Annotated in this window: 22 protein-coding genes; 13 read left to right on the top strand and 9 right to left on the bottom strand. The window is 49.1% G+C overall.

What is annotated here, in order from left to right; translation table 11 throughout:
• Window positions 1-96 precede the first annotated feature (96 nt).
• From KQI75_RS00140 to KQI75_RS00160, 5 genes are all read left to right on the top strand, one after another.
• Entirely contained in the window at window positions 97-1,590 is a 1,494-nt protein-coding gene (locus tag KQI75_RS00140; protein WP_216468666.1) for a hypothetical protein, read from the top strand.
• 176 nt (window positions 1,591-1,766) lie between these two features.
• Entirely contained in the window at window positions 1,767-3,503 is a 1,737-nt protein-coding gene (locus KQI75_RS00145; protein WP_246566275.1) for a class I adenylate-forming enzyme family protein, read from the top strand.
• A 45-nt stretch (window positions 3,504-3,548) separates the two neighbouring features.
• Entirely contained in the window at window positions 3,549-4,100 is a 552-nt protein-coding gene (locus KQI75_RS00150; protein ID WP_246566329.1) for an MFS transporter, read from the top strand.
• 132 nt (window positions 4,101-4,232) lie between these two features.
• Window positions 4,233-4,463, top strand: coding sequence for a helix-turn-helix transcriptional regulator (locus KQI75_RS00155; RefSeq protein ID WP_216468669.1), 231 nt, complete (start codon window positions 4,233-4,235; stop codon window positions 4,461-4,463).
• Window positions 4,450-4,857 (top strand): hypothetical protein, encoded by a 408-nt coding sequence (locus KQI75_RS00160; RefSeq protein WP_216468670.1) that lies wholly within the window; start codon window positions 4,450-4,452, stop codon window positions 4,855-4,857. The genes KQI75_RS00155 and KQI75_RS00160 overlap by 14 nt, the downstream gene beginning before the upstream one ends.
• Window positions 4,858-4,914: 57 nt before the next feature.
• On the opposite strand, the gene KQI75_RS00165 is transcribed toward KQI75_RS00160, so the two are convergent.
• The 4 genes from KQI75_RS00165 to KQI75_RS00180 are packed head-to-tail and all read right to left on the bottom strand — an operon-like array spanning window position 4,915 to window position 7,914.
• The gene (locus KQI75_RS00165) at window positions 4,915-5,754 is read right to left on the bottom strand and encodes a metal ABC transporter permease (protein ID WP_216468671.1); all 840 of its coding nucleotides are present in this window, start codon (window positions 5,752-5,754) and stop codon (window positions 4,915-4,917) included.
• Complete coding sequence (locus tag KQI75_RS00170) at window positions 5,751-6,464, bottom strand: metal ABC transporter ATP-binding protein (protein WP_216468672.1); 714 nt, start codon at window positions 6,462-6,464, stop codon at window positions 5,751-5,753. The genes KQI75_RS00165 and KQI75_RS00170 overlap by 4 nt, the downstream gene beginning before the upstream one ends.
• Before the next feature lie 14 nt (window positions 6,465-6,478).
• Window positions 6,479-7,486, bottom strand: coding sequence for a metal ABC transporter substrate-binding protein (locus KQI75_RS00175; protein ID WP_216468673.1), 1,008 nt, complete (start codon window positions 7,484-7,486; stop codon window positions 6,479-6,481).
• Window positions 7,483-7,914, bottom strand: coding sequence for a Fur family transcriptional regulator (locus KQI75_RS00180; protein WP_216468674.1), 432 nt, complete (start codon window positions 7,912-7,914; stop codon window positions 7,483-7,485). The genes KQI75_RS00175 and KQI75_RS00180 overlap by 4 nt, the downstream gene beginning before the upstream one ends.
• Window positions 7,915-8,111: 197 nt before the next feature.
• Between KQI75_RS00180 and KQI75_RS00185 the strand changes: the two genes are divergently transcribed.
• The 7 genes from KQI75_RS00185 to KQI75_RS00215 all read left to right on the top strand — a co-directional run bounded on the left by KQI75_RS00185 (window position 8,112) and on the right by KQI75_RS00215 (window position 16,584).
• Entirely contained in the window at window positions 8,112-8,813 is a 702-nt protein-coding gene (locus KQI75_RS00185) for a response regulator transcription factor (RefSeq protein WP_281416171.1), read from the top strand.
• Window positions 8,806-10,125 (top strand): HAMP domain-containing sensor histidine kinase, encoded by a 1,320-nt coding sequence (locus KQI75_RS00190; RefSeq protein WP_216468676.1) that lies wholly within the window; start codon window positions 8,806-8,808, stop codon window positions 10,123-10,125. The genes KQI75_RS00185 and KQI75_RS00190 overlap by 8 nt, the downstream gene beginning before the upstream one ends.
• Window positions 10,126-10,145: 20 nt before the next feature.
• Window positions 10,146-11,354: an efflux RND transporter periplasmic adaptor subunit gene (locus tag KQI75_RS00195; protein ID WP_216468677.1), complete on the top strand. Its 1,209-nt coding sequence runs from the start codon at window positions 10,146-10,148 to the stop codon at window positions 11,352-11,354.
• A complete protein-coding gene (locus KQI75_RS00200; protein WP_216468678.1) occupies window positions 11,354-12,046 on the top strand; it encodes an ABC transporter ATP-binding protein in 693 nt (230 codons plus the stop codon). The genes KQI75_RS00195 and KQI75_RS00200 overlap by 1 nt, the downstream gene beginning before the upstream one ends.
• The gene (locus KQI75_RS00205; RefSeq protein WP_216468679.1) at window positions 12,043-13,443 is read left to right on the top strand and encodes an efflux RND transporter periplasmic adaptor subunit; all 1,401 of its coding nucleotides are present in this window, start codon (window positions 12,043-12,045) and stop codon (window positions 13,441-13,443) included. Before KQI75_RS00200 ends, KQI75_RS00205 begins: the two co-directional genes overlap by 4 nt.
• Before the next feature lie 15 nt (window positions 13,444-13,458).
• On the top strand, window positions 13,459-14,715 hold the full coding sequence (locus tag KQI75_RS00210; protein WP_216468680.1) for an ABC transporter permease: 1,257 nt from the start codon (window positions 13,459-13,461) through the stop codon (window positions 14,713-14,715).
• A 228-nt stretch (window positions 14,716-14,943) separates the two neighbouring features.
• Window positions 14,944-16,584 (top strand): Na+/H+ antiporter NhaC family protein, encoded by a 1,641-nt coding sequence (locus KQI75_RS00215; RefSeq protein WP_216468681.1) that lies wholly within the window; start codon window positions 14,944-14,946, stop codon window positions 16,582-16,584.
• 26 nt (window positions 16,585-16,610) lie between these two features.
• Here KQI75_RS00215 and KQI75_RS00220 read toward each other — a convergent pair whose 3' ends face one another.
• Complete coding sequence (locus tag KQI75_RS00220) at window positions 16,611-17,540, bottom strand: DMT family transporter (protein WP_216468682.1); 930 nt, start codon at window positions 17,538-17,540, stop codon at window positions 16,611-16,613.
• 255 nt (window positions 17,541-17,795) lie between these two features.
• Between KQI75_RS00220 and KQI75_RS00225 the strand changes: the two genes are divergently transcribed.
• The gene (locus KQI75_RS00225) at window positions 17,796-19,121 is read left to right on the top strand and encodes an aspartate kinase (RefSeq protein WP_216468683.1); all 1,326 of its coding nucleotides are present in this window, start codon (window positions 17,796-17,798) and stop codon (window positions 19,119-19,121) included.
• A 75-nt stretch (window positions 19,122-19,196) separates the two neighbouring features.
• Here the strand turns inward: KQI75_RS00225 and KQI75_RS00230 are convergent, their stop codons facing one another.
• From KQI75_RS00230 to KQI75_RS00245, 4 genes are all read right to left on the bottom strand, one after another.
• Window positions 19,197-19,808: a cytidylate kinase-like family protein gene (locus tag KQI75_RS00230; RefSeq protein ID WP_216468684.1), complete on the bottom strand. Its 612-nt coding sequence runs from the start codon at window positions 19,806-19,808 to the stop codon at window positions 19,197-19,199.
• A 33-nt stretch (window positions 19,809-19,841) separates the two neighbouring features.
• Window positions 19,842-21,818 carry a TRAP transporter permease gene (locus tag KQI75_RS00235; RefSeq protein WP_407927173.1) on the bottom strand — a complete coding sequence of 659 codons (1,977 nt, stop codon included), beginning with the start codon at window positions 21,816-21,818 and terminating at the stop codon, window positions 19,842-19,844.
• A 17-nt stretch (window positions 21,819-21,835) separates the two neighbouring features.
• Window positions 21,836-22,807: a TAXI family TRAP transporter solute-binding subunit gene (locus tag KQI75_RS00240; protein WP_216468685.1), complete on the bottom strand. Its 972-nt coding sequence runs from the start codon at window positions 22,805-22,807 to the stop codon at window positions 21,836-21,838.
• Between the two features lie 242 nt (window positions 22,808-23,049).
• The gene (locus KQI75_RS00245) at window positions 23,050-24,081 is read right to left on the bottom strand and encodes a LacI family DNA-binding transcriptional regulator (RefSeq protein ID WP_216468686.1); all 1,032 of its coding nucleotides are present in this window, start codon (window positions 24,079-24,081) and stop codon (window positions 23,050-23,052) included.
• Between the last annotated feature and the right edge of the window lie 133 nt (window positions 24,082-24,214).

The following is a 24,214-nucleotide window of genomic DNA, read 5'->3' on the forward strand; positions in this document are numbered from 1 at the left end:
TTTCATCCGGAATTCACAAAAGAAGAAATTGGAAAAATTGTGATTTTTCTTGATTGTGGTATAATGGAACAAGATGCATGCAGGGAGGTGCGAAATATGGAAACAGAGAAAAATAGATTTAGCCAGCTTCTCGAACAGCTGATGAACTTGGGAGAAATCAAAAATGCAGCGCTGGCGAAGGCTTTGCAGTATGATGTGAGCTACATCAGCAAATGGGTCAGCGGGCGGATGCTTCCGGCGGAGAAAAATAAGCGCAATGTGCTAAAGCGCATCGGACAAGAGCTTGTGCGGCTGAGTTCCCAAACAGGCAAAGAAAACCTGTATGAAAATTATCAGATTTGGAACGATGCAGAGCTGGGAGAAGCGATTTTTGACAACTTGGAAGCGGAATATGATTTTGTTCAAGATACACAACGCCTATATGGCTCCTCGATTGAACCGAAAACCGTATTTTTTGCGGAGCTGAGCCCTGCACAATACATTGCGAAAATGCATCATCCTGTGCTGCGGAGAGTGAGTCAGCTACACATTACGGCGGAAATGGACTTGCTTGCGCTCACACATGAATACCGCTTACAGATTATTCAGGGCAATATTCGGCGGGATATCCATGCATTCTATCCGGATGTGCACTTTTCGCTGATGGTAGATCTGTCTCCGGAAAAATTTGATTATACATATGATCCGATTTTTCTTATCAATATGATGTCGGATATGGCGCGTATTGATTTTAAGCTGTATAAAGGGGCGCAGGCGGCAGGACGGCTGATTTTTGCCGTAAAAGATGAATTTATGATCAGCGGTATGCTGATGGACTTCAATCGCTGCATGGCAGTTACAGTGAGCAGTGATGCGGAAAACAGCAATCCCATGTACCACAGCATTCGGGATTTGTGCACGCGGGAGATGCTTTTATACCGCAGCACGACCATGCAGAAAATGATAGATGGAAAATACTATGTGCGTGCAATCTTGGCTGTAAATCAAAAATGGGTTGTCGGGCATCTAACGGAACATTTTCTGCCGGATGACCTGTTCGAAGAACTGCTGGAACAGGTAAAAGAACAATACGATGAGGAGCAGGAGCAACGCATCAGGTATCTGCATACGCTGACCAACAAAATGATGGAAACGACAAATATATCTGTTATCCTGCACAGCATCGCTTTGGCCAATCTTGCGGTAGACGGAGAACTGGACTTTTTTGATCATCCCATGCATCTGTCGCTGCAGCAGAGAAAGCGCTGTTTGCAGTATATTCTAGAACTGTGCACACAGCGAGAGAATTTCAATGTGAAATTGGTATACGGCTGTTTAGTGGCGGATTTTCAGTATGCCGAGACACAGTGTGTATTTTTGTCGGATACCATTTGTTATGTCAGACTGCACACGGAAAACCGAAAGAATAATCTTGCTCTCTTTAATCATCCGGATATGAAAACAATCTTCCTGCGTTTTTTTGAACACATGTGGTCAAAAAAGAGAAAAGTTATCCGAGAAGAAACCGAAGAGATTTGCGCATTTATTCAGGAGGCAATCCAAAGAGTTGATATTTTGGATCGTGCCAGTAAAGAAAAAGAAACCGATTGACAAATCGTAACCAGCTGTTCGTATGACGAATAGCTGGTTTTTCCGCTTTTTTGTAGCCTTCCACTTTTTTCACGTTCATTCCTGTGTTTTCATGGTAAACTATATTCATCTAATAAGATGATTCATATAATTAGATGGATAACAAAGTAGGGCTAAAAAAAGAAAGGGGAATACATATGAACAAAACGTTGACTGGCAAGCCGAGCGTAGATCGTCCGTGGATGCAGTATTATCCGCCGCAGATGATTGAGGGGCTGAGCATTCCGGAGCAGACAGTGGCAGAGTATCTGGAGGAGCGCTGCCCGGGAAGCGATGTTGTAGCCATGCATTATTACGGCACAGACATTACATGGAAAGAATTGAACGAACAGGTCGACAAGACAGCCCGCGCACTGCGCGCGTTGGGATTTGGTGAGGGAGACCAGATTCCGACTTTCCTGCGTTCGGTTCCGGAGTTTTTGTATCTGCTTTTGGCAGCAGAACGAATCGGTGCATCGTTGCTCTGCCGCGATAACACGATTGAGGAAAATGTGGACGCGGTGAAAAAATCCGGTGCAAAGATTATTTTTGCACATGATTTTCTATCGCATGATGACCTGAATGCATACCGCAATGGTGCCGGTGTGCACGGTGCGGTTTTGCTCAGCCCGCTGCGCAGCGCCGACCGGACACAGATGCCGGATTATTGCTGGGATTATATGGATTCGCTTTACAGCGACTATCCTGCATACGGCCCGTGCACGATGTCTTGGGATGCATTCCTGCATCAGGGTGACGGATTTACCGGTACCGTAGAGGCGCCGAGAGACATTGACCGTCCGCTGTTCCGCGCATATACCAGCGGTTCGACCGGTCCGTCCAAGCAGGTTATTCATTCTGCACACACAATGATCGGCAACATGCATCAGATGAATTTCTATGGCGGTGCCAGCGATTTTCGCCCGACATGGATGGTAACACTTTTGCCGCCGACGCTGGTTGCCGTGGTGGTAGCTATGCTGCTGATGCCGCTGGCATCCAACAAGCTGTTGATTCTGTCTCCGTTTGTTGATGTCAATGACGTGGACTTGGAACTCATGCGCTATCGCCCCAATGCGTGGCCGCTGATTCCGATGTTCATTGAAATTGTGATGAGAAACGGCCGTGTGCCAGACGATTATGACATGTCGCATCTGTTTGCGGCTGGCGCAGGCTGTGAGGCGTACAACAACAACCAGCTCAAGCGTGCACAAAAATTCCTGAATGACCACAATTGCAAGGCGCGCTTCACAACCGGATACGGCTGCAGCGAGGCAGGTTCGAATATGACGCTGCCGATGACACCGCATCCGATTGGAAACGGCAACGTTGGCGTGCCGATGCCGCTGACCGTGATATCCATTTTTAAGCCTGGCACAGAGGAAGAGCTGACCTATAATACAATGGGTGAGATTTGCCAGTGCAGCCCCGGAACCATGATGGGATATGATGACCCGAAGGCAACAGCAAAGGCAATCAAGGTTCATTCGGATGGCAAGAGATGGCTGCACACCGGTGATATTGGCTATATGGCAGAGGACGGCACAATCTATGCGCTGACACGTGGTTCTGCACAACGCTATGGCGGCGGAGAGCTGATGACACTGCCGATGGAGAACCGTCTGGCAGATGCCAACATTCCGGGCATTGATGATGAGTTCTTCGTTATCATTCAAGATCCGGAGCATCACCATTGCTTCGTACCGTATCTGTTTGTCGTGCTGGAAGACGGATACACAGTGGACGACATTCGCGAGAAAGTCGCTGCATGCTTGGAGGATTACATGCAGCCGGTTGAAATTTATGCACTGCCGGAACGCCCGTTCTTCCACTTTAAGACCAACCGCATTGGCATGGTAAAGGCAATTTGCGAGGGGACTTTGGGAAAAAAGTAAGCGTATAAACACAGAAATGGCATAGGGTACATCGTTGGCACGGTGATGCTGGTCGGTGCTTTGGCATCCGGCGTCACGACGCATGTTCCCAATTATTTGATGTCTGTCGGCTGGACGACGCAAGGAACAGGCTATATTTTGTCTGTATACTCTATTGTCGTTTTGGTTGCCACGATTATTGCAGGATTTATGATGGATCGCTGGGGCATTCAAAAAACGGTGCTTACCATGTCTGTTTTGATTGTACTCGGCATGATTTGCCTGTACTTATCAGAGTTCAACATGAATTTTGCGTGGGGATACTGTGTGTTCTTCGGGCTTACGATGAGCCTGCCGAGAATGCTTCCGTCTCTTTTGACTTCCACAGTATTCGGCACAAAGGATTATGCAGGAATCTATGCGTTTTTGAATCTGTTCTTCCTGATTGGTGCAGCGGTCGGCTCTGTGCTGACGAGCATTTTGCAGGGCATCTTGGGATATGGCATCACGTGGATGATTTATGCAGGATTTGCAATCTTGCTGTTCTGCTGCGTGACGGTTGCACTGTCTAACGGAAATAAACTTCGCACGGTATATCCGGATGGAGAGCTGGCGTAACCGTAAAGAAAACATAAAAGCTGTGTGTGGTAAAAACCATGCACAGCTTTTTTCGTCTTGACAAAATAGATAGCGTGTGCTAATATGAAGCTAACTTCACGAGAAGTAAACTTCATATTCGAGGAGGCTCGAATGAAAACAAGAGTCAAAGAGCTGCGGCAAGCGGCAGAAATGACACAGCTTCAGCTGGCAAAACGCGTGCATGTGTCATCACGCACGATTATTTCCATTGAACGAGGACAGTACAATCCATCGCTCATGCTGGCATATCGCATTGCACAGGTGTTCGGCGTCAGCGTAGAAGATTTATGTTGCTTGGAGGAAAACAAGCAGGAGGAGGATAAACAATATGAAGGTTTATAACAAGAACGACTTGATAGGCGGCATCAATCGGATTTGGATGAGTGTGATCTGGATCGCTTTGGCTGTAGGTGAAAAAGGAAAGACGCAATGGATCTGTGCCGGTCTATTGGTTGTGAGCAGCATCGTTCTTATCATGCGCGCCGTTAAAAAGCCGTCTGCTGGGGAACAGATTGCAGCCTTGGATGAGAGAAACCAAATGATCGACTTAAAATCCAAAAGCCGAACCTATGATATTATGAATGTGCTGGACGTTGTGCTGATGATGATTTTTATCGTGTTGGGAAAATATTGGGATATATCCGCCATTTCATTTGTTGGCATCGGTATCGGCATCGTGGGTGTTGTCACGTCTCTGGCACAGAGTATCACGTACAGTTATTACAATGAAATCTAAACAAAAAATGCCGTGTTAGAGAACTTTCTCGAACACGGCATTTTTATACGATAGATTTTAAATTTTCAGTTTGCCGACTGCACAGAACAACGCAAACGCAACAATATTGACCGCAACGATGGTAGAACCGACCGGTGTGCTGGCGAGAATGGAAACAAGGATTCCCAAGAATGCGCAGATGACGGACAACACCGCGGAACAAATGGTCACAGCGCGGAAGTTTTGAAATACGCGCATCGCGGACAGCGCAGGGAAGATGACCAGTGCGGAAATCAGCAGCGAGCCGACCAAATTCATCGCCAAGACAATGATAACGGCAATGACAATTGCAATGAGCAGATTGTATGCGTTGGCGTTGGTTCCTGCGGACAGCGCAAAATTTTCATCAAAAGTCACAGCAAAAATTTTGTTGTAGAACAAAATAAAGATAGCAATGACAACGAGCGACAGAATCGCACACAGCCAAACCTCTCCCTGCGTCAGGGTCAGAATAGAGGTAGAGCCGAACAGTGTACTGCACACATCACCGGATACATTGGAGGAAGCGGAGAACAGATTCATAATCAGATAACCAATTGCCAGTGCTCCGACAGAAATCATAGCAATGGCGGCGTCACCCTTGATTTTTGTGTTTTGTCCGGTGCGCAGCAGCAAAATCGCGCACACAATGGTGATTGGAAAGACCAAAATCATTTGGTTGGACAGATTGAGAACCGCTGCTATGGCGATGGCGCCGAACGCGACGTGGGAAAGACCGTCTCCGATGAAGGAAAACCGCTTGAGCACCAGCGTCACGCCGAGCAGAGAGGAGCACAGCGCAATGAGTACGCCGACAATCAACGCGTATCGAACAAACGGATAGGCAAAATAAAATGCCAGTGTGTCCAAGAAACTCATTGTGCGTCACTTCCTTCCAGAGAGGCAAAGCGTTTGCCGATTTTGCTGTTGAGATATTGTGCCTTGGTGCCATAGAACGAGGTCTCACCGATGTGAAGGATGTGAGTCGCATAGTGCAGAGCAGCATCCATATCATGAGAAATCATGATAATGGTGATGCCGTCCTGCTTGTTCAGGTCATCAATGATGCGGTACATCTCGGTGGTGACTTTCGGGTCGAGACCAGCAACCGGTTCGTCGAGCAGCAAAACCTTTTGCGTGGCGCACAGAGCACGTGCGAGCAGAACGCGCTGCTGCTGTCCGCCGGAAAGCTCTCGGTAGCAGCGGTTTTCCATGCCGTCCAGCCCCAGCTTGTGTATCATTTCTGCGGCAAGCTTTTTTTCCTCGCGATTATAAAAGGGACGCAGTCCGCAGCGCCCTTGACAGCCGGAAATGACAACTTCGCGGATAGAAGCCGGAAAGTCGCGCTGTACTGCTGTTTGCTGCGGCAGATAGCCGATTTCATTGGGGCGGAGACCGTCTCCGGCTTCAATGCTGCCGCTGATGGGCGGCTGTAAATGCAGCAGCGTTTTGATAAGCGTGGATTTACCGGAACCGTTTTCGCCGACGATGCACAAATAGTCGCCGGTGTGAACGGAAAAATCAAATGCTTGTGTGATGGCTCGGCCGTCGTAGCCGAGAACCAAGTCTTTACAGGTAATGAGTGCCATGGGGTATATGCTCCTTATTGCAAAGCTGCCGACAAAACAGAAAGGTTTTCTTTCATGATGGAAAGATAGGTTGTGCCGGATGCGAGATCGTTGGATGTGACAGTCTGCATGGAATTGAGGGTGCGAATCTGCTGATCTCGGCTCTGCGTGTTTTGAATGATGGTGTTCGCAATTTTATCATCGGAATTTTCAATGGTTAGAATGCTGTGCAGTCCCAATTCGTTGACTTTGTCTGCCAGAAAAATAATGGTATCAAAGCTGGCCTGTGTATCCGCCGAGCAGCCGGAAAACGCCGCATAATACGACAGCCCGTAGTCATCTACAAGATAGCGGAATGGAAAACGGTCTGCAAACAAGACGGTTTTGATCGGCGCGGCGTCTACCGCGGATTGATAGGCGGCGTCCAACTGTGCCAATTGTTTGTTGTAAGCAACCGCATTGGCAGCATATGCATCTGCATGGGCGGTATCTGCCTGAGAAAGGCTGTCTGCAATGGCGGAAACAAACAGCTGCGCATTTTTGAGGGATAACCAGACATGTTCATCATATTCCGGTTCTTCTTCAGACGATTCTCCGCTTCCGTGCTCGTGGTCATGGTCATCGGCACCCTGCATCCCTTCGACAGTTTCTTCTTCCTTAGCATGTTCGCCGAGAACATCCAGCAGATTGATTACCTGCATGTTTTTGTTGGATGCATTTTTCAGCGCATCGGACGCCCAAGCGTCCGATTCACCGCCGACGTACACCAAGACATCGCAGGAAGAAATCTTCATAATATCTTCTGCGGAGGGCTGATAGCTGTGCATGTCTACGCCGTTGTCAAGCAGAAAGGTGATTTCTGCATTGTCCGCCTGATCGCCCAACACTGTCCGCACCCAATCGTATGTCGGGAAGATGGTTGTGACAATGTGAAGCGATTTGGTTTGTGTGTTTGGTGCGCTTGTATCAGAGGCTGTTCCGCAGCCGGTGAGCAGTCCTGCCAGCAATACCAGTGTTAAGCAAAAAGAAAATATTTTTTTCATGTGTGTCCTCCTGTCTGCTGACAATCTTCGCAAAGACCATAAATAACAGAACGCGGTGCGTCCACCTGAAATCCGTGATCGTTTAACAGGTGCAGGTACACAGCTTCCAGTTCTTTGCAGTGCAGATGAATCAGCTTGCCGCATTTTTTGCATTTGCAGTGAAAGCAGACGGTGGGATGACAATGCGATTTGTCGCCGAGATACTCAAAGCAAGCGCTGCTTTTTTCATCGACAACATATTTGGTAACAATGCCCTCTGCCACCATGCGGTCCAAATGCCGATAAATGGTTGTTGTTCCGACCGAAATATTTTTGCTCTTGAAATAAGCATGAATATCGTGCACCGTCACATGGCTGCCCTGCATAGATTGCAGGTACGAAAGAATCTCTGCCATCTGTTTGGTGCGGTATTGTGATTTATTCGCCATATAGTATGCCCCCATAAATTGAAAACCATTTTCAAATTATAGCACAAGCGCGGAAAAAGTCAATATGAAATGGATTTTCAATTTCGCTTTTTTGTATTTTGCTCAAACTTAAGAAAAATTAAGAATTCTTTATGGTACAAATGCGGCAATCTTTTGTATAATAGAAGCACAGAACTGGTAAGGAGCGTGAAACAATGATGACGAGAATTTTGCTGATAGAAGACGATGCAGACATTCGGGAAGGTGTTCGATTGCTCCTGTCCGCTGAGGGGTATGAAATTATAGAAGCGGATTGCGGCACCAAAGGCTTGGAACAATTGGACGAATCCATTGACTTGGTAATTTTAGACGTGATGATGCCGGGCATCTCCGGCATCAAAACATGTGAAGAAATTCGCAAGGTATCCTATGTTCCGGTGCTGTTTCTCACGGCAAAATCCAGCGAAACGGATAAAGTCATGGGACTGATGGCGGGCGGAGACGATTATATCATCAAGCCGTTTTCCTACGCGGAGCTGCTGGGACGTGTCAAAGCGCTGCTGCGCCGATACCATGTGTACAGCGGCAAAAAAACCGTCGAGGAGACTGCGGCAGAGCAAACGATTATTCAAGTCGGTGATATCAAAATCAATGAATTGATGAAAGGCGTCTGGAAAAACAACCGGCCGATTCGCGTGACAGAAATCGAATATAAGATTTTATTGCTGCTCATGAAGCATCCGGGAAAAGTCTTTTCTGCACAGCAGGTATATGAAAACGTTTGGAAAGAACCATATTTGTATGCCTCCAACAGTACCATCATGGTGCACATTCGAAATCTGCGCATAAAAATTGAAAATGTACCGGAAAGTCCGGAACACATCAAAACCGTTTGGGGAAAGGGTTACCGCTTTGAATAAGCTGAGACTGAATCTGAAAAATCAGGCGATTGCAGTCGTGTGTGTTTCTGCGCTGATTTCTTGTGTGTGTTATCTGATTCTCAACAGTGTCGGTACATATCTGCTGGATCAGTGTCTGTCCAAACAAGTGCATGTCGAACAGCGGAATAAAGAGATGCTGCAGTCTTTGCAGGAGTATGTGTCTCAACAGGATTTACACGTAGAAGATACGAATGACATTGATATTTGGCTGGACGGTCAGCGCGAAGGCTATTTGATGATGGGCATTTATCAAAACGACCAGCTGATTTACGATTCGACAGCCTACCGCTTGGGAACAGGATATTTTAACAAGACGTATTCGGAAAGCGAAACAGACGGCTTTACGACACAAACCATTGCATTTGCCGATGGAGATGCGCAGGTTCTGCTGTACGGATACTACGACAGTGCGTATTATACAACTGCGACCGTTATAGAAATCGGCATCTGTGTCATCTTGTTTGTCCTGCTGTTTGTGGGCTGGTTTAGCAAAAAGATTGCCTATATCCGAAAACTCGAGCAGGAAATCAAAATTTTGGAGACCGGCGGCTTGGAAAAACCGATTACCGTGCGCGGAACCGATGAGCTGGGTACGCTGGCAAACGGCCTCAATCAGATGCGCATGGCGCTGGCGGAAAACATGGAAAAGGAAGCAGAAGCCAAGCGGGCGAACTATGAGCTGATTGCCGCGGTATCGCACGACCTGCGCACGCCGATGACCAGCCTGAGCCTGTATTTGGATTTGCTGCGTGAGGGCAGATATGATACCGAACAGGAGATGCATCAGTATTTGGACAAGAGCCGCGAAAAGGTTGTCCAAATCAAGCAGCTGTCCGATCAGTTGTTTGACCGGTTTTATATGTCCAAAAAAAGTTCCGTTCAATTGGAACCGCCCGTCAAAGCCCAGTTTATTCTAGAGGACTATCTGTCTAATCTGGTGGGATTTTTGGAGATCAATGGCTATCACATACAAGCACAGCTGGATTGGCCGGAGGCGTATATCGCCGTATCTATGGAATATATGGGACGAATCTTTGACAACATCGGCTCCAATATTTTGAAATATGCCGACCCGCAGCATCCGGTGCTGCTGACGGTTTCCGGCAGCAGACGGCAGCTTGTCATTCGATTTGAAAACGAGATTCTATTGCAGAGCAAAAATCCGGAGAGCACGGAGGTCGGTGTGCGGAATATTTGCCTGATGATGGAGAAAATGCACGGACTCTGTCAGGTGCGAAAGACCAAGGGACGATATTGCATCCAATTGGCATTTGCTGCTGAGAGAGAATAACGAAGGAAAGGAAGAACATCATGAAGAAACACATTTTAGGAGGTTGTTTGGCGGCTTCTCTGTTGCTGCTGTGCGGCTGCGGAAGTGGAACAATCAACCAGACTGTGTATGTGCAGAGTGTGGGGGATATTCTGGGATATGACACAACGGCGAGTCAGTTTTCCGGTGTCGTTGAGTCGAGCAAGGCGCAGAAAATCGAAAAAGACGATGATAAGACGATTGACGAGGTCAAGGTACAACAGGGAGACAGCGTGAAGAAGGGACAGGTTCTGTTCTCTTACAATAAAGATTCTTTGCAAATTTCCGTGGATTCTGCGAAGCTGGAAATAGAATCTATCCAGAACAAAATCACATCGTATCAGCAGCAGATTACACAGCTGAAAAAAGACAAGAAGTCGGCGGGAAAATCCGAGCAGCTCAGTTATAACCTGCAAATTCAGGAAGCACAGCTGGATCTGACGTCGGAGCAGTACAATTTGAAGAAAAAGCAAAAAGAACTGGAGGATCTGCAAAAGAATTTGCAGAATGCGGACGTTGTCGCAGAGGCAGACGGCGTGGTGCAGTCGATTTCTACGGGCAAATCGTCGGACGGCAGCGATACCTTTATGACAATCCTGCAAACCGGCGCATACAAGATTAAGGGTAAAGTCAGTGAACTGGAAGTTGGAGATTTGGAAAAGGGCGCAGAAGTGACCATCCATTCCCGCATTGACGAGAGCAAGACTTGGGCGGGCACCATTTCTCAGGTGGATACAGAAGGTGCGGTCAGCGAGTCGGATGATTCTTCCATGGGAAATGACCAGAATGCAGACAATACCGCGTCCAAGTATACGTTTTATGTGGTGCCGAATACACAGGATGATATGATGATCGGACAGCACGTGTATATCACGCTGGGCAGTCAGGAAACCGATAAGGGTATCTGGCTCAATGCAGACTATGTTGTGCAGGACGGCGATGACACCTACGTTTGGCTGGCGAACAACGAAGGCAAGCTGGAAAAGCATCATGTCACGATTGGCAGACACAATGAAGAAACCAATACCTATGAAATCACAGACGGTCTGACACTGCGTGATTATTTGGCGTTCCCGACGGATACCTGTAAGGAGGGCGAAAAGACAACCGTCTCCAATGCCGGTGACTCCGGTGAATCAGAGGATTCGTCTGCGGATACATCCGGCGATATGGGCTCTGCAGCGATGCCGGCCGAGGAGGGAGCGTCATAATGAGTCAAATCATTGCATGCCGCGATATTTTCAAAGATTATGCGCGGGGAAAGCTGACGGTTCCGGTGCTCAAGCATGTGACTTTTACGGTGCAGCAGGGCGAGTACATCGCGATTATGGGACCGTCCGGTTCGGGAAAGACCACGCTGATGAACATTATCGGCTGTTTGGATGTTCCGACCTCCGGTACATTTTCGCTGGATGGAGAAGAAATTTCCGGTTTGTCGGAAAATCGAATGGCGGAAATCCGGAATAAAACACTGGGGTTTGTCTTTCAGCACGCGGATTTGCTGCCGGAACTGACAGCACTGGACAACGTCGCGCTGCCGCTGCTGTATCGCGGCGTGCGCAAAAAAGAACGCCGCGCACGGGCGGCAGAGGTACTGGAAAAAGTTGGACTGGGTGACCGCATGGAGTTTTACCCGAATCAGATGTCCGGCGGTCAGTGCCAGCGCGCAGCGATTGCCCGCGCAATTGTGGGCAATCCGAAGCTTTTGCTGGCGGATGAACCGACCGGCGCATTGGACAGCCAGTCCGGTAAAAATATTATGCAGCTGTTCCGACAGCTCAACCAAGAGGGCATTACCATCATCACCATTACCCATGCGGCAGAAGTCGCGCAAGAAGCGGACAAGTGCTTTCATATTTATGACGGAGAACTGTTTACAGATAGGGAGGTTTCGGCACGGTGAAAAAGATTCCGAAAAAAGCAAAAATAATCGTAGGTGCTGCCGTGCTGGCGGGTGCGGTCGGATTTGGCTGCTTCTGTGTGTATCAGAGCCATTTCAACGGAACGGTTGCCGTCTATTCCGCTTCCGATGACAGCATTTCGATGAGCGAATCCAACTGGTGGGGTGGCGGACAATACGATGGCACCATACAGGCAGACGGCGTGCAGACCGTCATGATATCCGAATCGCAGACGGTAGGCGAAGTAGCTGTCAAAGAGGGACAGCAGGTGAAAAAAGGAGACAAGCTGTTTTCCTATGATACCACGCTGTCCGATTTGGATATGCAGCGGGCGCAGCTCGACATCAAAAAGCTGGAACTACAGCTGAAAACGGCAAAAAACAACCTGAAAATTGTGCAGAAATATCGTCCGGGCGAACCGATTCAGGAACAGATTACGCAGATAGATCCGGTTGAATCAGGCGGTTCGGACAGCAAGGATTCCGGAAGCAACATGACCAATACCGGTGCGTCCGGCTCGGCTGTAAAGGTCGTGCTGCTGGGCGGTGACGCAGAGTCGGTCAAGAAACCGGATGACGATGCGCCAAGCGGGGAGGCGGACGACAAAAACGGGTCTCAAGCGCCGTCTGATGCCGCGGGAAACGGAGAAAACATTCCGGCAGATGACAACGGAGAGACCACCTATACCAAACAAGAAATCGAGCAGATGATCAAAGAACAAAAAGAGTCGATTCGAGATTTGGATTTGCAGCTGCGGCAGGCAAAGCTGCAGTACACAAAGAAGCAGAAGGAAGAACAGAACAACACGGTTTACAGCGAATTGGATGGAACGGTGACATATGTTGGCGATTCGAGCAATAAGAGCAAGGCTTTTATGAAAATCAGCGGTGGCGGCGGTTATCTGGTAAAGATTTCTGTCAACGAATTTACTCTGAAAGAAGTTCAGGTTGGTCAGTCTGCGACGGTGCAGGATTGGATGACCGGAGAAAGCTATACAGGCAAGGTCAAGAGCATCAGCACCTATCCGAGTGATGACCAAGGATATACAGGCAACACCAATTCGTCCTACTATCCGGTATATATCCAGCTGGATGACAGCGGCGAGCTGACAGATCAAAGTTCGGTTAGCGTTACGCTGGAGACCGAATCGGAACAGAACAGTTTGTATTTGGAATCCGCCTTTATTGTGAAAGAAAACGGCAAAAACTATGTGTATGTGCAGGGCGAAGATGAAAAATTGGAAAAGCGCCAAGTTACAATCGGAAAATCGTTGGATGGCTATTATACACAAATCAAAAACGGATTGACCGGAGATGACTGGGTTGCCTTTCCGTATGGAAAAAACGTCAAGGAAGGCGCTGCGACACGGCAGGCGGATACTTCCGAGCTGTGGCAGTAAAGAAGGAGTGAAACGATGTTTGAAAATATGAGGCTTGCCTTTCAAGGCATTTGGAGCCACAAAATGCGTTCCGCTCTGACGATGCTGGGCATTATCATTGGCATTGCGTCCATCATCTCGATTGTATCCATGATGAAGGGAACCAATGAGCAGATCAAGCAAAATTTGATTGGCAACGGAAATAATATTGTCGAAGTACAATTGTGTCAGGATGACAATCCCATTCAGCTGGATTATCAGTCGGTGCCGAACGGCGTTTCTACCATTTCCGAGTACACACGGCGAAATCTGATGGACATTGACCACGTAGAGGGCGTGTCGCTGTATACACAGCGGCAGTACAGCAATGATGTGTATTATCAGAATCAAAGCTTCAGCGGCAATGTGAATGGCATAGACGAAAACTACTTGAACGTGTATAAGTATCAAATATCTGTTGGGCGGCCGTTTACCACAAGCGATTATATGCAGCGCCATAAGGTCGCGCTGTTGGATGAAAAAGCATCGGTGACCATGTTTGCGGGAGAAGACCCAATCGGCAAGACCATTGAAATTAAGGGAGAACCCTTTCAGGTGGTCGGCATTGTCGCGGTTTCCAGCAAATCAACAAAGGTCATTAACAGTTACAGCGATTATCATATGTACGCAGACAACGGAAGTAGCGGCACGGTTATGATTCCCAATACGGCTTGGCCGATTGTCTATCAGTTTGATGAACCGCAGAACGCAGCACTTCGCGCAGATACAACCGACAATATGACACAGGTTGGTGAAACGGCGAGTGAAATTATCAACGCGTCATTTCCGACACTGGACACCTCGGAAGCTTGCTATGACAGCCCGAGCATCAAACAGGCGGCACAGCAGCTGCAGGATTTGTCGGATTCCTCCGGCAAGCAGCTGATTTGGATTGCGGGCATCTCGCTGATTGTCGGTGCGATTGGCGTCATGAACATCATGTTGGTGTCCGTCACAGAACGCACGCGGGAAGTGGGCTTGAAAAAGGCACTGGGCGCAAAGCGTGGTGTGATTTTGGGTCAGTTCCTGACAGAGGCATCTGTACTGACCTGTATTGGCGGTTTGATTGGTGTAATCAGCGGTTTGGTTCTGGCGAAGATTATCAGCCTGCTGACAGGAACACCGACGGCGATCAGCATTCCCGCCATGCTGCTGGCGGGAATGCTGTCCATTGTGATTGGCGTCATTTCCGGTGTGATTCCGGCTGTAAAGGCGGCAAATCTCAATCCGATTGATGCGCTGCGCAGAGATTGATAGTACAATAAAAAAAGGCTTGAAAGAGACATCTTTCGAGCCTTTTTTGCAGGAAAAATAGAATACAGGAGCTGCGCGGGCGGATTTCCTGCAAAAAAAGAAAAATTTGTTGGTTCTGACCATAACAGTTTCTTAACAAAGGCTTTTCAATTCGCGCAAAAGGCGGTATACTAAGATGTAAAATACTGTCGAATCTCAGAGCATCTGCGATTCGAGAGAGGAGAACATATGAAGGGCAATATGAGAAAGAAAAAAACCATTCTCAAACGGTCTATTCTGACGCTGATTGCAGTGGTGTGTGTGGTGCTGCTGGTCATCGCGCGTCAGGCGGGCGATGTGACAGGAACGGCATGGGCGCTTATGCCGCCAATTGTGGCGATTACGTTGGCGCTGCTGACAAAAGAGGTATACAGCTCCTTGTTTGCCGGTATTGTCGTTGGCGGCGTGCTGTTTTCTGGCTGTAGCTTTGAAGGAACTGTGACGCATGTGCTCGAAGACGGCTTTTTGTCTGTGCTGTCAGATTCCGGCAATGTGGGCATCTTGATTTTCCTGATTCTGCTTGGCACGATCGTTGCACTGATGAATAATGCGGGCGGTTCTGCGGCGTTTGGTGAATGGGCAAAATCGCACATCAAAACCAAAGCCGGCGCGCAGCTGGCGACGATTTTGCTGGGTATCCTCATCTTTATTGATGACTACTTCAATTGCTTGACGGTTGGCAGTGTCATGCGTCCGGTGACAGACGGACACAATGTATCGCGTGCCAAGCTGGCATTTTTGATTGATGCAACGGCTGCGCCGGTGTGCATCATCTCTCCGATTTCGTCTTGGGCTGCTGCCGTTTGCGGCTTTGTAGACGGTGAAGACGGCATGAACCTGTTTGTCAGTGCCATTCCGTACAATTTTTACGCCATTCTCATGGTCGTGCTGATGGTTGGCATGGTACTTGCCAAGGTGGAATTCGGTCCTATGGAGCTGCATGAGCGCAATGCTGAGCGCGGTGATCTGTTATCAAACGGCAGCATCCGCGTGCAGGAAGATGTCACGGAGAAGGACGGCAAAAAGGGAAGTGTGGCGGATCTCGTCATTCCGATTATCAGCTTGGTTATTTGCTGTGTGATCGGCATGATTTACACCGGCGGATTTTTCTCCGGCGCCGATTTTGTCACGGCATTCTCTAACAGCAGCGCTTCTGTTGGTCTGTCTATGGGCAGTTTCTTCGGTCTGGTTATTACTATTCTGCTCTATCAGGTTCGCGGCGTTTTGTCGTTCCGCGACTGCATGGATTGTCTGTCTGAGGGCTTCAAGGCGATGGTTCCAGCAATTCTGATTTTATCGTTTGCGTGGACGTTGAAGGCAATGACCGACAGCATTGGCTGTAAGGAATTTGTTGCAGGCAGTATGAAGCTGGTTGCAGGCGATTTACAGATGTTCCTGCCGGCTGTTATCTTCTTGGTTGGCTGCTTCTTGGCATTTGCGACGGGCACCTCATGGGGCACGTTTGGCATTCTGATTCCGATTGTTGTTGCGGTATTCGAGGGCACCAACCATGAACTCATGCTGATTTCCATTTCGGCGTGTATGGCAGGTGCGGTTTGCGGCGACCATTGTTCTCCGATTTCGGACACGACCATTATGGCGTCCGCCGGTGCACAGTGCGATCATATGAATCATGTATCCACACAGCTTCCGTATGCCGTCTTGACAGCAGTTGTGTCGTGCGCAGCATATGTTCTGGCAGGTTTTGTACAGTCTGCATGGATTGCACTGCCGATTGCAATCGTTTCCATTGTGCTGATTATTCTGCTGCTGCGGTTTGTACAGGCGTCTAATCGCAAACGCGAGGAAGAATTAAAAGAAGTACATTGAAGATAAGAGAAAAAAACCAGCATGGATCATTCCATGCTGGTTTTTTGCGTGCGAATATTCTTTTGCGGCAGGGGAATCTGTGACAACAGCACAGCGGCAAAGACCAAAACACAGCCGAGAAATTCGCGCAGAGAAAAGCTCTGGTGCAGAATCAGCCAGCCGGACAGGGCGGCAAAGACAGATTCCAAGCTCATCAGCAGGGTGGCGGAAGTCGGATCCGTGCGCTTTTGACCGAGAATCTGCAGTGTATAGGCAACGCCGCACGACATCACGCCGCTGTATAAAATAGAGGAACGCGCGGCGAAAATATGCGCCCATGTCGGCGATTCCAAGGCAAACATCGCAATCAGGCTGATGCCGCCAGCGACAAGAAACTGTACACAGGACATCAAGACGCCGTCTATGCCCTTTTCGCCGAAATGGTCGATGACCATAATATGAATAGAGAAAAAGAATGCACAGCACAAAACGAGCAAATCGCCGGTTGAAATGGTAAATTGCTCGGTGACACACAGCAGATAAAAGCCGAACAATGCGGCGGCGACGCAGAACCAAACAATTTTGGGGATTTTCTTTCCGATAAATATGCCGAGCAGCGGGACAATGACGATGTACAGGGAGGTGATAAATCCCGCTTTGCCCGGAGATGTCGTGGTCATGCCAAACTGCTGCAAATCACCGGCGATACACAGCACGAGACCGCAGCAGATGCCGCCGATGAGGGACATGCGGTCTATGTGCCGCTGTACTTCCGGCGCACGGCGCTGCGCTTTCGACTGCATGCGCCGCTGGAACAAAATAACGGGAATCAAAACCAGTCCGCCGAGCACGGTACGAATGCCCATGAACGTAAACGGCTGCACATGCTCCATGCCGGTTGTCTGTGCGACAAACGAAGAGCCCCAAATCAGAGCTGTGAGCAGCAAAATAAGATTTCCGGTTTGTTTTTTTATCATAGACTGCCTTCTTTCTTTGAAACATTCTTGAATAGTGTACCATATTTTCCGCCGCAGTACAATTGATATTGGTCATTCGGCACGAAATTTGACGAAACAAACGGAAGAATATTACCGGATTGCACGTAGTTTGCAGGAATATGAAATTTAGACTTGAAATATGTGCAAAAAGCATGTAAAGTTAAATGTGTATTTTCAAAAGTGCAAGTTTCCTGCCAACGACTGGCAGATAGAAAATTCCGGAGGTTTTCAAGAATGAAAAAGGTTGTAAAGTTTGGCGGCAGTTCTCTTGCCAGCGCTGAACAGTTTCAGAAGGTAGGAGAGATCATCCGGGCGGATGAGAGTCGCGTATACGTCGTTCCGTCCGCACCGGGCAAGCGTTTCTCTGACGATACGAAGGTGACCGATATGCTGCTCCATGCATACGATTTGGCTAGTCAGGGCAAGGACATTGCCGAGCAGATGGCTGCCATCAAGGCTCGCTATATGGAGATTATTGAAGGTCTGCATTTGGAGAATTTCTCTCTGGATGAGGATTTTGCAATCATTGAAGAACAGCTGCGCAATGACCCGCAGAAGGACTACACGGCATCTCGCGGCGAGTATCTCAACGGCAAGATTATGGCAGAGTATCTGGGCATCGAATTTATCGACGCACAGGATGTCATTTTCTTCAACGAGGAAGGCAATCTGAACCCGTACAAAACCGAACGCGTGCTGGGTGCTCGTCTGGCAGAGGCTTCCCGCGCAGTCATTCCGGGCTTCTACGGCTTGGGCAAGGACGGCAACGTCAAGACCTTCTCCCGCGGCGGCTCTGATGTCACTGGTTCTATCGTTGCACAGGCGTGCAAGGCGGATATTTACGAGAACTGGACCGATGTTTCCGGCTTCCTCGTAGCTGACCCGCGCATCGTAGACGATCCGATCAGCATCCGTTATATCACCTATCGCGAGCTGCGTGAGCTGTCTTACATGGGTGCTTCGGTTCTGCATGAAGAAGCAATCTTCCCGGTTCGTCACTGTGGTATTCCGATCAACATCCGCAACACCAATCGTCCGCAGGATCCAGGCACTTGGATTGTAGAGACTACCGGTCAGAAGCCGGATTACGTGGTAACCGGTATTGCCGGCAAGAAGGGCTTCTGCACGATTCTCGTCACCAAGGCAATGATGAACTCTGAGGTTGGGTTTGGCCGCAAGGTGCTGCAGGCACTGGAGGACAACAACATTTCCTTTGAGCATATGCCGTCCGGCATTGACACCATGACCGTTATCGTGCACGAGGACGAGTTCATGAACAAGGAACAGCAGGTCATTTCCGCTATTCATCGTCTGGCAAAGCCGGACAGCGTAGAAATCGAGTCGGATTATGCGCTGGTAGCAGTTGTCGGCCGCGGCATGCGTTCCGCCAGCGGAACCGCTGCAAAGCTGTTCTCTTCTCTGGCAGGTGCAGGCGTCAATGTCCGCATGATTGATCAGGGTTCGTCTGAACTCAACATCATCATTGGAATCAAGAACGATGATTTTGACAAGGCAATCCGTGCTATTTATGACGGCTTCGTAAGAAACCAGACCAAGTAAGGCTAACCAGATAAAAAAATACCGCTGTGCGTTCGATGCTTCATCGTTCACACAGCGGATTTTTTTGCACTTTTTTTAAGCGTTTTCAGTCAGCAGGGTGCAGAGAATGTCAATGCAGCTCTCTACGCCCAGTGTGCCGGTATCCAGACAGATGGTATAGTTCTTGTACAGACCCATCGGGTGACCTGTGTACTGCTTGTAATAGGTCTCGCGCTTCTGGTCTTTTTTGACAAGAATCTTTTTGAGTTCCGGAGAATTGGGACGGCCTTCCAGCTCTGCGGCGCGTTCCAAGCGGTGTTCCTCGTCTGCATACAGGAAGATTTTGAATGCCGGAATGCCCTTCTGGGTCAGAATATGGTCAGCACATCTGCCGACGATAATGCACGGCTTCTGTGCCAGATTCAAAACAACTTCTTTCTGTGCCTTGTAGATGCCGTCATAGGAACTGGAATAGGCGTTTGCGTTGTTGAGCAGGCTGTTCATAAATTTGCTTGCCGGACTCATGTCCTCGCCCTCGCGCACGATATCTTCTTCGGAATATCCGCTCTGCTTGGCGGTCTCTTTAACAAAGTCCTTGTCATAGAACGGGATGCCCAGACGGTCGGACAGACCCGCTGCGATGGTGCGGCCGTAAGCGGCATACTCGCGGCTGATTGTAATTACCGGATATTTGAGTTTTCCTTCCATATCGAGATTACCTCCTCTGTGGGTTGCGTGTCGTTACTGCGCGGCAGCTTTCCGCTTTTTAGAAAGCACATACTGGAATCCAAGGCTTACAAATACGATAATCAGACCGACAAGATCCGTTGCCAGTGCCGGATGAATGAGCAGCAGACCGCCGGCAGCGATAACAATGCGGATGACAGCGTTCATATTGGCGAAGCAGTAGCCTTCCAGTGCAGCGGCCAGCGCAAAGATACCGATGAATGCAGTAATGGCAATCTGTACAACCTGAATGGCTGTCGTGTCGATCAGCAGCATAGCAGGGTTGAAGCAGAACATGTACGGTACGATAAATGCGGCAACGGCGAGCTTGGACGCGTTGAATGCGGTTTTCATCGGGTTGCTCTTGGCAATGGCAGAACCTGCGTAGGCTGCCAGCGCAACCGGCGGGGTGATATCTGCGACGATGCCGAAGTAGAATACAAAGAAGTGTGCAGCCATAACCGGAACGCCCATGCGAATCAGAATCGGAGCAGTGGTAGCGGCCATGATGCAGTAGTTTGCAGTTGTCGGAACACCCATGCCCAGAACAATACAGCACAGCATGGTAAGAATCAGTGCGATAATCAGGCGGTCACCGGCAACGCTGACAATGGCATTGATGATGTCATTGGCAAGACCGGTCATGGTGATGGTGCCGGAGATAATACCTGCAACGCCGCATGCAGCGCCTACGGTGATGGCACTCTTGCCGCCGGCTTCCAGTGCTTCGAGAATCTTGCCCGGTGTGATGCGGTTGTCCTTGTTGAACAGGCTGACAACCACCGTCAGTACGATGGCGAGGGAAGCGGCTTTCTGCATGGTCATGAAGTTGCCGGACACCCAAACAACGAGCATAATCAGCGGAAGCAGCAGATAAATTTTCTTTACCAGCTTTCTTGCCTTCGGGAGCTGTTCCTTCGGCATGCCGTGCAGATCCAGCTTTTTCGCTTCCAGATGAACCGAAATGAAAATGCCTGCAAAATACAGGATGGCCGGCAGGATGGCGCGGCCGATAATGCTGGAGTACGGTACGCCGACAAAGTCCGCCATCAGGAAGGCAGCAGCACCCATGATCGGCGGCATGATCTGACCGCCGGTGGAGGAGGTTGCTTCAACAGCGCCGGCGAACTCCGGCTTATAGCCGGTTTTCTTCATCATCGGGATGGTGACGGAACCGGTCGTTACCGTGTTGCCGACAGAGGAGCCGGATACCATGCCGCACAGAGCGGAGGAGATAACCGAAACCTTGGCAGGGCCGCCTGCAAAGCGTCCTGCGATGCAGTTCGCCAGATCAATAAAGAAGTTGGAGATGCCAGTGCGCTCCAAAAACGCGCCGAAAATAATAAATACAACGATATATTTGGAGCAGACATTTACCGGAGTGGAAAAGATGCCTTCCTTGGTGTAAAACAGGTTGCGCACGAGATAGCGCAGTCTGCCAAAGAATTCCGGATTTGTCAGGCCGTATGCCAGTGCGTATACGATGAAAACACCGGCAACAATCAAAATCGGCAGACCAACACAGCGGCGGGTCACTTCAATCAGTGCGAGAATCGCAAGAATACCGATGACAATCTGGAACCACGTAAAGCGGGTGCCCTGATTGATAATCTGATTGACGTTAAACGTAAAGTAAAAGAAGGAGCCGACACCGACGATCATAAAAATAATGTCGCTGATCGGCATGTGATTGACTTTCTGATCGCCCTTCTTAGACGGATAAATCAAAAATCCCATCAAAATAATGAGACCCATGAAAGAAGTCAAACGGATTTCTTCCAAAAATGTTGCGAACAATGTGACATAGATACACCACAGAGAGAACGCGGCGAGAATGACAGTAATTGCAATCTTCGGCTTGCCCTCCCAGATACGGGTGTTGGACTCTCTGTCATATTTTCGCATGACGGAGTCCACATCAGCCTGCACATCCGCATCTGCAGAAAGCATGTCCGGATCATGCAGCTTGGTTTTTTCTTCGTTCTTATTCACAGATACCGTACCCTCCTTTATTCATCTGTATTCACGGTGATGCCGTGTTCCGCATAGTACTTTGCTGCGCCTGCGTGATAGGGAACCGTCGTGATGCTCGTCGCGGTTTCCAGTTTCAGCTCTGCGCCCTTGGCATTTTCCTTTGTGATGTCATCGACATGGTCAAAAATAGCCGAGGTCAGCTTGTAAACGGTATCTTCATTTGCCTGTGCAGAGACGACAACGGTAGCCTGTACCGTGATGGTGTTGACCGGTTCCGCCTGTCCTGGATAGGTATCCGCCGGAATGGTATAGGTCTTGTAGTACGGGCACTTGGACAGGATGTTGTCACGAACGGTGCCGTCAATGTTGATGAGGTTGACGCCGTTTGTCGTGGCAAGCTCAGTAATCGCAGAGGTCGGAGGACCTGCGACAATAAATGCGGCATCAATCTTGCCGTCCTTCAGAGACTCCTTCGAGTCCTCGAACGACTGATACTGCGGCTTGATGTCCTCAATGGTCATGCCTGCGCCTTCCAGAACATCCACTGCGTTAAAATACGTGCCAGAACCGGCCTGACCGATGGATACGCGCTTGCCGCGCAGATCTTCTACCGAGGTGATGTCCTCATCCATTGTGAGCAGCTGTACGGTTTCCGCATACAAGGCGCCGAGGGTACGGAAATCATGTGTCGGGCCGTCCTGCTCAAATGCGCGGGTTCCGTTCCAAGCGTATGTCATAACATCGGATTGCGTGAATCCGAGCTGGAAGTCTCCATCCTGAATGCTCTGGATGTTGACCTTAGAACCGCCGGTCGATACCGCGGTTGTGCGTACGCCAGCATATGTTTTCATGTACTGCGCGAGGATGCCGCCGTATGAATAATACGTGCCGGCAGTACCGCCAGTGCCGAACATCATTCTGGTCTGCGACTCGGAACAGCCGCTCAGACAAAAGACCATCATGACAGCGAGAAACAAGCTGATCAGTTTGAATCGGAATTTCTTCACTTTTTGTTCTTCTCCTTTTTCGTAGTTCGATTTGCAGAAATTTCTATATTCCTACAAATATCATTGTACCATGGATTTGTGCAGGATTCAATGTAAATACGACGAAATCAGACAGGATGTTTTGAGAAAAGCTGCAAAATTCTCGATATTATCCCAGATATATGCAAGGAAAAGAATAGAACGCAAGAAAAAACAAATCGCGCTGCCGGCGCAAAATGAATGGAAAGAAGTATAAGGGAATATTATGCTTCCGACGGGATATTGCAGCGGAACTTGATGGAGATGTCTGTCAGCTGAATACGCTGCTCCGGCATTTGATGGTTGGACAAATACTCATACAGAATCTGAATCGGGCGGGTGCCCTGTGTTTCGATGTCCTGCCCGATGACAAAATCGACAATGCCCTGCCTGACAAGAGAAAGATTGGACGGGGTAATGTCGTGAATAATTACGTGGATTTTTCCGGCAGTGCCGGTCTCCTGCAAAGCCTTTGCGACGCCGCGGCGTCCCATAGAAGAAACAAAGATGCCGTTTAATTCCGGATCCGCCTGAATTGCGCGGCAAGTGATGCGTTTGGCAAGCTCTCCATCCAAAAAACAGCATTCCGGATGCAGAATTTCAATATCTGGATAGTTGGCGGACATTTCTTCCAGAAATCCGGTTAGGCGTTGGCTGTCGGCATAGTGACCGCTCTGCTGACCGAGAATCGGGAGAATGTGCCCGCGTCCGCCGGTCAGCATGCCCATCAGCGCCGCGGCAGACCGTCCGGCAGCAATGTCATCCGGACCAATGTACGCGAGACGATTGGCATCGCCGATGTCGGTATTCAATGTGACAACGGGAATGCCGTTTTTTTCACTGATTTGATTGATTTTTTCGCGGATTAAGCTGTTCGCCAGCGGCATGAGGGCGAGCGCATCAATGTGTTCGATTTCTACCAGCTCGTCAATCAGCGCCAATTGATGCTGAATGTCCACGCCGTCCATGGTGCGCAGGATAATTTTGACGGGAAGCAAGCTGCTGTTTGGGAACTGCTCAAATAAATGTGCCAATTCTTTGACGAAATCGGAAGCGGCAGAGTGCAGAACAACGCCGATTTTCCACGTATTGAGCAGAGAGGGCATGAGCCGCGACGAAATATACCCCATATCCCGTGCTTTTTCACGGACACGGTCGGCGACCTCCGGACGAATGCCGGGTTTGTTGTGTAGGGCACGGTCTACCGTGCCGCGGGAGACGCCGCAGGCATCTGCAATTTGCTGCATTGTTACCATGATTTATCACGCTCCTAATGCTTGTATCATATCATAGATTTGTGGACTTGAAAAGATGTGACAAATGCACGAAACTATTTTTTGTAACATGTGGACTCTGCGGGAAAACAAGAGATTCTTGGGCAATACATCT

It is taken from the genome of Butyricicoccus intestinisimiae (assembly GCF_018918345.1).
GTDB classification, from domain to species: Bacteria; Bacillota; Clostridia; order Oscillospirales; family Butyricicoccaceae; genus Butyricicoccus_A; species Butyricicoccus_A intestinisimiae.